The organism is Breznakia sp. PF5-3, assembly GCF_029504745.1.
In the GTDB taxonomy this organism is placed as follows: Bacteria; Bacillota_I; Bacilli_A; order Erysipelotrichales; family Erysipelotrichaceae; genus Breznakia.
In genome coordinates, this window is the sequence record NZ_JAQFIQ010000026.1 from 24,733 (window position 1) to 33,564 (window position 8,832).

Here is an 8,832-nt window from a genome sequence, read left to right on the forward strand (position 1 = left end):
ATATTTCAAATTTCATAATGTATTATCTATTTCTTCATCTTCTCACCACCTGCAAACATTATAGCACAACTTTCCCATAAAAAAAGCGTTTTATAACTCTTTTCTAGTATATTTTTGATAACTTACAACACTTATAATTATCATCATAGCAAATCCTAGTAATAAAAACTGGTGATTGATATCACTTGCATCAGATGTTTTTACACTTTGCATAGATATCCTTTTACTATCCTCTTTCGTATCATTTACTGGTAGCTTTGTTGAATCTTTTGGTTTTGAATCAACAGGTGTTATTACAAGCTCTTCATCACTCTCATAATGATATGTGATAGTTAACTTGTGAGCCAATATCCAATTGTCTGATAAATAATATAATATGTATTCTGGGTGATCGAAAGGATCATCATCTAAATGAAATGGATAAGCACTTAATTTGTGCATATGTACATCATCCTCAATCTTTAAAGTCTCTGTAACAACAGGTGTTTTCCAAGTAACAGTATTCCCTGAAAATCCAATACTAGATCCGCTAGTCACCGCACTACTACTTGATGGTTTTACTGCAGGATTTCCATAATCTTCTACTTCATAAAAACCAGCAATATCCAATGATGTACTTGTTGCATCAGTGATTGTTATAATTGATGAATCTCCATATGTATTCGTATTATCATAGAACCCCATATGTTTTAGTGTTCCTTTGCGATTACTATATGTCGTTGTATCATAAAACTGCCCAACATACTTTAGATTGATGGACTGTCCAACAACCGCAGTAAAACTGGTATTCAATGTGTATACTTTCCAAAAGTCATTCATACTATCAATTTCTGCTTTTGTCATACCAATAGGATCGGGATTCATTTTATCTTGCCGATTTTGATAGACAATTGCAGAAACATTATATTTCTTTACTTCTGCTACCAATACTTTTACAACATATGGATCCTCTGTTTGCTCATATTCAGAAATATAGGAAAAAGATTCATTTTGATTATAAGGAACTACCATATAATTCATTGGTAAGTTTTGATTAAACATTGCATTAATATCACCAATTTTCTTTATGTAATCTCCTATATAATCTTCATAATCTGCATATCCTTCATCAGCTCCAATAAAGGTACTAGCATTATAATTTCCAACATAGTATTCTATTCTCACTTTTTGACGATATCTAGAAATACTAATTTCTTTTAAATCATATTGTTTATCATTATATTCTTTTTGTTGAAGATTGTTACCTTGTTCATCATTCAACAAATTTGTCGTCTCATCTTCTTTAATTGTTCTATTTGATGAAACAGTTGTTCCATCATAGTCATACTGTATCTGAACACCTTTCTCATCTGCATGAACATTACCACCTAAAACGGTTGAACAAATGCCTATAATAGATACAGTAACTATCACTACTATTTTCTTTAATACTTTCATTCTATATGCCTCCCTGAATGATGAGGCTATCTTATCATTTTATAAATATTACATTTATAAAATGTCTTAAAACACAATTAAAATGCTATCGAACAAAAAAACAGTCTATTTATGTAGACTGTTTCATTAGCTTTCTTATTTCATTAATTAAGATGTCTTCTTCCGCTTTTGGCATTCTACATTCTCCCATAAATACTCTAGGTTTCGTTTTGCCATGAAAATCACTTCCACATGTCATCAATAATTGATGGCTTTGTGCATAGTTCTTATAATAATCAATTTGTTCAGCACTATGATAACTACTATATACTTCTATACCATCAATACCTGAGTCTATGATATCTTCCATCAATTGATCATTTTCTTTCACATTGTTACCAGGATGCGCTAATACAACAAGTGCTCCTTGCTTACGATAAATTGTGAGTGCATCTTCAAGGGTAATATATTTAATTTCCACATAGGCTGGTTTTCCTTTTGCACAATAATCCCAATAGAAGTTTACATAAGGATTATCACTACGTGCGCCACCAGGATAATATTCTTTTAAATATGGATTATCACGATTTCTTTCATCTTCCATTATGACTTCACATATTGTTTCTGCAACATACACGCCATTGGGCGATAATGCATCCAATTTCACTTTATCAATATAAACATTAAGAATATTTTGTATGACATCAAGTCGCATTTGACTAGCCGCCAACTCTTGTTCTAATATAGTTTCTTCTATTTCCTCAAATATATCACTAGTTGGATCAATCCCATATCCTAATAGATGAAAATCTTTATCTTGAAAAGTCACATCCAACTCAATTGCTGGAATTATTTCAATACCTTTCTTATCAACATTATCAAAATATGCTTTTGTTGAATTATGATCCGTTATTGCAATATAAGATATAGCTTTCTTATTTGCCATATCAATCAACATTTGGGGTGTATACTCACCATCATCGCTATATAGTGAGTGCATATGCAAATCAATTTTATTCATTTGAAGCTCCTTTACTATATTTGTACTTCAACCCTTTCTTGGTTGAGTAAATAACTATACTGTCTAATATCATAATAGCATAGTTTTACATCATCGTTTGCTTCAAATTTACATCTATCTAAATTTTTATCTCGTAAGCATACATAATGAACACCAAAAATATCCATATCAATAAGCCGATTAGCTTCATCTTCTACACCGATAAAGTCTACTAAGACCTCTTTACCAAGAGCTTCAGCAATCAATAAGGTATTGCGAATCACTTCATCAGATGCTACCCCTAAAACACTAACAATATCAGCTCCTTCATCAAATGCTGTTTTCGCATTCAAGAAATCTTCACCACTTATTTTCAAATCAACAAGCACTTTTGCGGTTGGATATTTATCTTTTATTCCATTTATCCATTGTGAACCAGAAATCATTGGATGTACTCCAACATTTACAATTACATTTTTATCACTTGTTGCATCCATACATAACAAATCTTTAATTAGTTGCTTTTTCATGATCTTTCACTCCTTTTACACCTTCATAATAAGCAAAGTATAAATAGAATACAATAGGCTTTGAAAACCAAAAGAAAGAACCTTTTGTAACCAAAAATTAATGCTTTTTATATCTATGAATCGGAAATTTTTGGCAATACCAATATTTTTATAAACAAAAAAAAATACACCATGTTATTTAGTTATCAAAATAACAAGATGTATCTATTCTATTATTAAAAAATGTAAGATACACGATTATAATTCAATGTTCTTTCTTCTTGGTTCTCATTGCTTTTATATCCTACGATTAAGGAAGCGCATGGTTTATACCCTTCTGGGATATTCAACTTTTCTTTTAGGGATGCATGTTTCTTAAGTACAAAGGCAAGAATTGGATAAAATAACCAACATGATCCTAAGTTTAAAGACTCACTTGCCAACAACATATTTTGTGTAACTGCTCCTGCATCTTGATCAGGACTAGAACTATCTTCTTTTGCAGATACAAGAATTAATGTTGGGGCTTGATATAAGCAATGAAATTCTTCATCCTTTCCTAAATCACTCAATCCCTCAATTGCTAATTCTACAGCTGTTGCTTTTGCCAAATCATTGATTTCATCTAAAATGTCTTTGTTTTGAATAACACTTATAAAAGTAGAATTCCTTTCTGCATAAGGAGCACTTAAGCCTGCCTCAACAATTGTTTCAATCAATTCTTTTGGAACCTGATCCTTTTTAAAATCACGAATACTACGTCGCTTTCTTATATTCTGAAGTACTTGATTTTCCATATTGCTACCGTCCTTTTTAAAGCCAATTTCATTATATCTTAAAAAGGTACGGCATGCACAGACTTTAAACTATTAATATTTATAATGATTTATTAAACTCTTTGATGGTGGCTTTCTCACCATCATAGCTAACCATTGTAAGACTACCATTTCCAATCTCTTGATTAACATTGATACGCTTATCAATACTGTGAACAATTTTACGAATTGTATTCCCATGTGTTACAACTAACACATTTACATCTTTATTTACTGCACTATTATAAATATTATTAATTCCTTTGGTTGCCCTCTTCACTACATCTTCATATGTTTCCGCATTTTTAAAAGGATCAATTTTTTGTAAAGTATTTGAAATTTTAATATAATCCCCTTGCTTAGCAAAAAGTTCATTTACATCATTGTAACCAAATTCATTTGCTACTTTTCCCCATACCTCTTTACTTGCATCACCTTCCAAACCACCAAAAAAAGTTTCTCTAAAATTACTATCCGTAATCAATGCTTTATCCACTAATGATTGGTTATATTCTTTGATGATTTTCGCTGTATGAATCGTTCTTCCCAAATCACTGCTATAAATATTCTCGAATACAACATCTGCCAAAGCAACACCGCTACTTTTTGCATTATCAATTCCTTCATCTATAAGTGGAGTATCTGACCACCCTTGCATTTTCTCATACATATTAAAATATGTTTTTCCATGTCGAATAAAATAAAAGTTCATAAGTTCCTCCATTAACATTACTATGACATTGTAAATTAAATACCTGTATTATGCAAAGTAAAAGTATCTTCTATCATACAGAATCCTATACAGAAATAAAAAAAAGAGCTGAAACGCTCGCCATTAATCAATCGATTAAATTGCTTCATTTCAGCTCTTTCTACTTTACAATTCTTCCCCTTGGGTTGCAATCATATGTTTATACCAATAATAAGAATCCTTTGGTGTTCTTGATAAATCTCCTGTCCCATCATCATGCTTATCTACATAGATGAATCCATAACGTTTCTTCATCTCTCCGGTTGTTGCACTGACCAAATCAATTGGTCCCCACATCAAATAGCCAAAACATTCTACCCCATCTTCTAATACTGCGTTTTTTAATTGAGCTAAATGCTTATTTAAATATTCAACTCGATATGTATCATGTACTATTCCATCTTCTCCCACTTCATCTACTGCTCCTAATCCATTCTCACAAATAATAATTGGTTTTTGATATTTACGATACATGAAGTTTAATAAATAACGTAACCCTATAGGATCCACAGTCCAACCCCACGCTGATTTTTCTAAATATGGATTTACCACTCCTCCAAAAAGCGATTCTTGGTCATTTTCTTCCACTGTAACACTGCTTACTTGACTCATATAATAATTCAACCCTATGAAATCTAAAATCCCTTCTTTAAATGCTTGCTTATCTTCTTCCGATATTTCTAGTTCAACTCCCATCCTCTTATATTCATGAAGTTTATATTTAGGAAATTCTCCATATGTCATTGCATCAATCTGATAAAAATCACGTATGGTATCATTGAAAGATTTCATCACCTCTTCTGGTTTACAAGTTCTTGGATAAGATGGTGATAATCCAAATACACATCCTACTTGACTATCTTTATCAATTTCATGAATCATCTTCACAGCTTTTACAGATGCCAATGTCATATTATATCCGATGAGTGCCAAATCTTGTTCTTTGTTTTTTATCTTTGCATATTCTACTCCTGCTAGCATGTACGTGAACAATGCTGATACTTCGGTCTCTGGATCAAGGTGATTCATTTCATTAAATGTTACCCAGTATTTTACTTTTCCTTTATAAGCTCTTACTACTGTCTCTACAAAACGTAAATATAAATCGATCGTTTCTCTATTCAACCATGAATTGTATTTCTTCATGATGGCTACTGGCAATTCAAAATGAAATAATGTAATAATTGGTTCAATCTTATACTTTATCAGTTCATCTATTACTGATTCATAATACTCTAAACCTTTTTTATTCGGTTCTTCATCATCACCATTTGGATAAATACGAGACCAGTCTACAGAAATACGTAACGCTTTAAATCCCATATCTGCAAACATTGCAATATCATCTTTATAACGATGATAGAAATCAATCCCTTCATGTGATGGATAATATAAACCATCCTTGATTTCAGGAGTGATTTCTCTTGGTTTTTCATAACTTCCACCAGTTACTGTATCCATTACAGATAACCCTTTTCCATCTTCCTTATATGCTCCTTCTAATTGATGGGCAGCAATACTTCCTCCCCATAAAAATTTATTATTTAATTTCATATTTTTGCTCTCCTTACATTATAACCGTAATTAGTTCTTGTAAATTATCTATATCCATATTCGTGTTTGCTACTACATCTAAGTAATCATTTGTATTTGTAACTACTACGATTACTGTCGAATCATAACCTTCCTTTTTTATAAAGTCCAAGTCCATTCGAATGAGTGGCTGTCCAGCACTCACTTTATCCCCTTGTTTAACAAATACCTCAAATCCTTTTCCCTCTAATTCCACTGTGTCAATTCCTATATGAACTAAAATTTCAACACCATCTTCACTTCTAATTCCAATAGCATGATTTGTTGGGAATAAACTTACAACTTCACCTGCAATAGGAGCTGTAACAGTTGCATCTTCAGGTATAATACCCAGGCCTTTCCCTAATGCTCCTGTAGAAAAAGCATTGTCTTTTACTTGTGCCAATGGAATAACTTTGCCTTTGATTGGTGTTGCAATACGAATTTTATTCATTGAAGAACCTGTACTAATTTCTTCATTTTCAGCTTTAACATCACTATCCTTAGGTATCCACAGAAGAAATCCTGCAATTGCTGCAACAATAAAAGCAACAACTAATGCTCCTATCATGAAATAAAAATTTGAATATCCATTTTTGTCAATAAATGTTCCAATACCAAATAATCCGACCATTGAATATCCTTTTACATTCAGCAATCCAGCAACTAAACCACCTAGACCACCACCAATAATAACCGCCATAAATGGTCGACGATACTTAATAAATGCCCCAAATACTGCAGGTTCTGTAATTCCCATAAATGCACTGAATGATACCGTTCCAAAAAATTGCTTTTGTTTCTGATCTTTTGCTCGCAAAAAATACCCAAACATAGCACCACAAACCGCCATATCTGAAATAATCCATGCTGGTGTAAACATTGCATCATGCCCTAATGTCGCATATGAATTAAGGGCAATTGGAATAATAAAATTTCCTGCTCCTAACATAATTAAAAATGGTTGGCATGCAGCATAAATTGTAAGCACTAACCAGCTTCCAAAAGTATCACCAATAAATTGAAATATATAGCCTAGTCCATCACTCAACCAAGTACCAATTGGTCCAAATAACATTAATGTAACAGGTAAAGTAATTAACATTGTAAGCAATGGTGTAAAGAAATAATCCAATGATTTAGGTATATACTTCACAATTATTTTATTTACCTGTCCCATAAACCATAAACCAAGTAAAATTGGTAAAAATGAGTTAGAATATGTAATTGCTGGTAAATCAAAACCAAATAATTCTAATCCTTCAACACCATTAATTGGTGCTGATAATAAAGTTACTGCTAATAATACTCCTAGATATATAGGCGCACCGAGTCGTTTTGACGCTGAAATTGCCATAAATACTGGTAAGAAATAGAACATAGCAACTCTTATTGAATCAAATATTATATATGTTGAGCTCTCTTCAGAAAGTAAACCACTCATTGTAAAAATTGATAACACCCCAGTAAATAAACATGCTGCCATCATTGCAGGCAATATTGGTGTAATTGATTCTGATAATAAATCTAAAATTCGCTTTACGATATTCTGCTTTTCTACTTCCACTGAATCATTTAACCCCAAAACTTGTAATAACTCTGGATGAATACTAGCAACTTCTGTACCGATTATTATTTGAAATGACACTTTATTAGATACTACATCAATCACTTCATCCATTGCTTTTATTGCATCTTGATCTGCTAATTCTCTATTTTTCAAAGTAAATCGTAATCTTGTTGCACAATGTACAACTGCTTCTACATTATCTTTTCCACCTACTAATTCAACAATACGATTACATAGGTTTTCATACTTCATATATTATTCCTCACTTTCATTTCGTTGTGTTACACGATGAATATGTAACATTAAGTATGTTTCTTCATCTTGTGTCAATTCCTTTGTAAAGCGATTCAATAAATACACACGTATCTTGTTTACACATAGATAAGCTTGTGGATACATAATTCTCACTTGCTTATTCAACTCCGTATCTTCACTATTATAAATTTCTCCTAATGTTATTCGTTGCGCAAAATATTGTAAGTGCGTTACTAAGCGATTATAATTCATTGATCCTTCATCAAATTGCATTTGAAAATGAATACGAATGATTGTTAAAATATCACTTACTATTTCCATAGCTTCTATCGCATCTTTGATATCCACTTGAGATTCTTGAAGATTAATGAAATGTAAAGCAATTGCAACTGCTTCACTTTCTGGAAACTCAACACCTGTTTCCTTGGTAATAATTTCCAATGTATGTTTTCCCATTTCATAATGATGTGGATAAAACTTTCTCACTTCCCACGCCAAAGGACTGACAACAAATTGACTTTTTGCTGCTCTTTTTAATGCATAGTCAATATGGTCTAATAAAGTCAAATACAAATAGTCATTCACTTTTTCGTCGATTTTACTTTCTGCATATTCAATTACCTTTAAAGTTGCATCTAAAGTAGACTGACTCGCATTGCTTAAAAGATAACTATAGTTTTCTAAAACATCATTGGAATCAGGCACAAATACTTTTTCAACTTCATCTAGACTAATGGTATCTCCTACTTTTTTATGAAAAGATATCCCTTTTGATAATACGATGACATCAAGCTTTCCACGCTCTACAAGTGCTACATTATTATTTAGTATTTGACGAATCTTCATAGTATTTCCTGGTATATTAGAAATGACTTATCTAAGTCTCTAATATACACTCCTTTCTTTCTTAAATTTATTCATAATTTTTGTTAGAATTGAATCGT

At 31.8% G+C, this 8,832-nt stretch carries 8 protein-coding genes; all 8 read right to left on the minus strand.

Translation table 11 applies throughout. The features are described 5' to 3' along the window. Nucleotides 1-90 precede the first annotated feature (90 nt). On the minus strand, nucleotides 91-1,437 hold the full coding sequence (locus M2475_RS07360) for a hypothetical protein (protein WP_277490550.1): 1,347 nt from the start codon (nucleotides 1,435-1,437) through the stop codon (nucleotides 91-93). A gap of 109 nt (nucleotides 1,438-1,546) precedes the next feature. Beyond that, entirely contained in the window at nucleotides 1,547-2,437 is an 891-nt protein-coding gene (locus M2475_RS07365; protein ID WP_277490551.1) for a PHP domain-containing protein, read from the minus strand. Nucleotides 2,438-2,451: 14 nt separating this feature from the next. Then, nucleotides 2,452-2,946: a hypothetical protein gene (locus M2475_RS07370; protein ID WP_277490552.1), complete on the minus strand. Its 495-nt coding sequence runs from the start codon at nucleotides 2,944-2,946 to the stop codon at nucleotides 2,452-2,454. 215 nt (nucleotides 2,947-3,161) lie between these two features. After that, nucleotides 3,162-3,722 (minus strand): nitroreductase family protein, encoded by a 561-nt coding sequence (locus M2475_RS07375; RefSeq protein ID WP_277490553.1) that lies wholly within the window; start codon nucleotides 3,720-3,722, stop codon nucleotides 3,162-3,164. A gap of 79 nt (nucleotides 3,723-3,801) precedes the next feature. Next, the gene (locus tag M2475_RS07380; RefSeq protein WP_277490554.1) at nucleotides 3,802-4,452 is read right to left on the minus strand and encodes a histidine phosphatase family protein; all 651 of its coding nucleotides are present in this window, start codon (nucleotides 4,450-4,452) and stop codon (nucleotides 3,802-3,804) included. A 165-nt stretch (nucleotides 4,453-4,617) separates the two neighbouring features. Beyond that, on the minus strand, nucleotides 4,618-6,045 hold the full coding sequence (locus M2475_RS07385; protein ID WP_277490555.1) for a family 1 glycosylhydrolase: 1,428 nt from the start codon (nucleotides 6,043-6,045) through the stop codon (nucleotides 4,618-4,620). Nucleotides 6,046-6,058: 13 nt separating this feature from the next. Then, a complete protein-coding gene (locus M2475_RS07390) occupies nucleotides 6,059-7,885 on the minus strand; it encodes a beta-glucoside-specific PTS transporter subunit IIABC (RefSeq protein WP_277490556.1) in 1,827 nt (608 codons plus the stop codon). A 3-nt stretch (nucleotides 7,886-7,888) separates the two neighbouring features. Continuing rightward, on the minus strand, nucleotides 7,889-8,734 hold the full coding sequence (locus M2475_RS07395; RefSeq protein ID WP_277490557.1) for a PRD domain-containing protein: 846 nt from the start codon (nucleotides 8,732-8,734) through the stop codon (nucleotides 7,889-7,891). Nucleotides 8,735-8,832: the final 98 nt, after the last annotated feature.

Coding starts and splice junctions, on each gene's coding strand:
- M2475_RS07360 (WP_277490550.1), bottom strand. CDS start 1,437: ATGAAAGTATTAAAGAAAATAGTAGTGATAGTTACTGTATCTATTATA.
- M2475_RS07365 (WP_277490551.1), bottom strand. CDS start 2,437: ATGAATAAAATTGATTTGCATATGCACTCACTATATAGCGATGATGGT.
- M2475_RS07370 (WP_277490552.1), bottom strand. CDS start 2,946: ATGAAAAAGCAACTAATTAAAGATTTGTTATGTATGGATGCAACAAGT.
- M2475_RS07375 (WP_277490553.1), bottom strand. CDS start 3,722: ATGGAAAATCAAGTACTTCAGAATATAAGAAAGCGACGTAGTATTCGT.
- M2475_RS07380 (WP_277490554.1), bottom strand. CDS start 4,452: ATGAACTTTTATTTTATTCGACATGGAAAAACATATTTTAATATGTAT.
- M2475_RS07385 (WP_277490555.1), bottom strand. CDS start 6,045: ATGAAATTAAATAATAAATTTTTATGGGGAGGAAGTATTGCTGCCCAT.
- M2475_RS07390 (WP_277490556.1), bottom strand. CDS start 7,885: ATGAAGTATGAAAACCTATGTAATCGTATTGTTGAATTAGTAGGTGGA.
- M2475_RS07395 (WP_277490557.1), bottom strand. CDS start 8,734: ATGAAGATTCGTCAAATACTAAATAATAATGTAGCACTTGTAGAGCGT.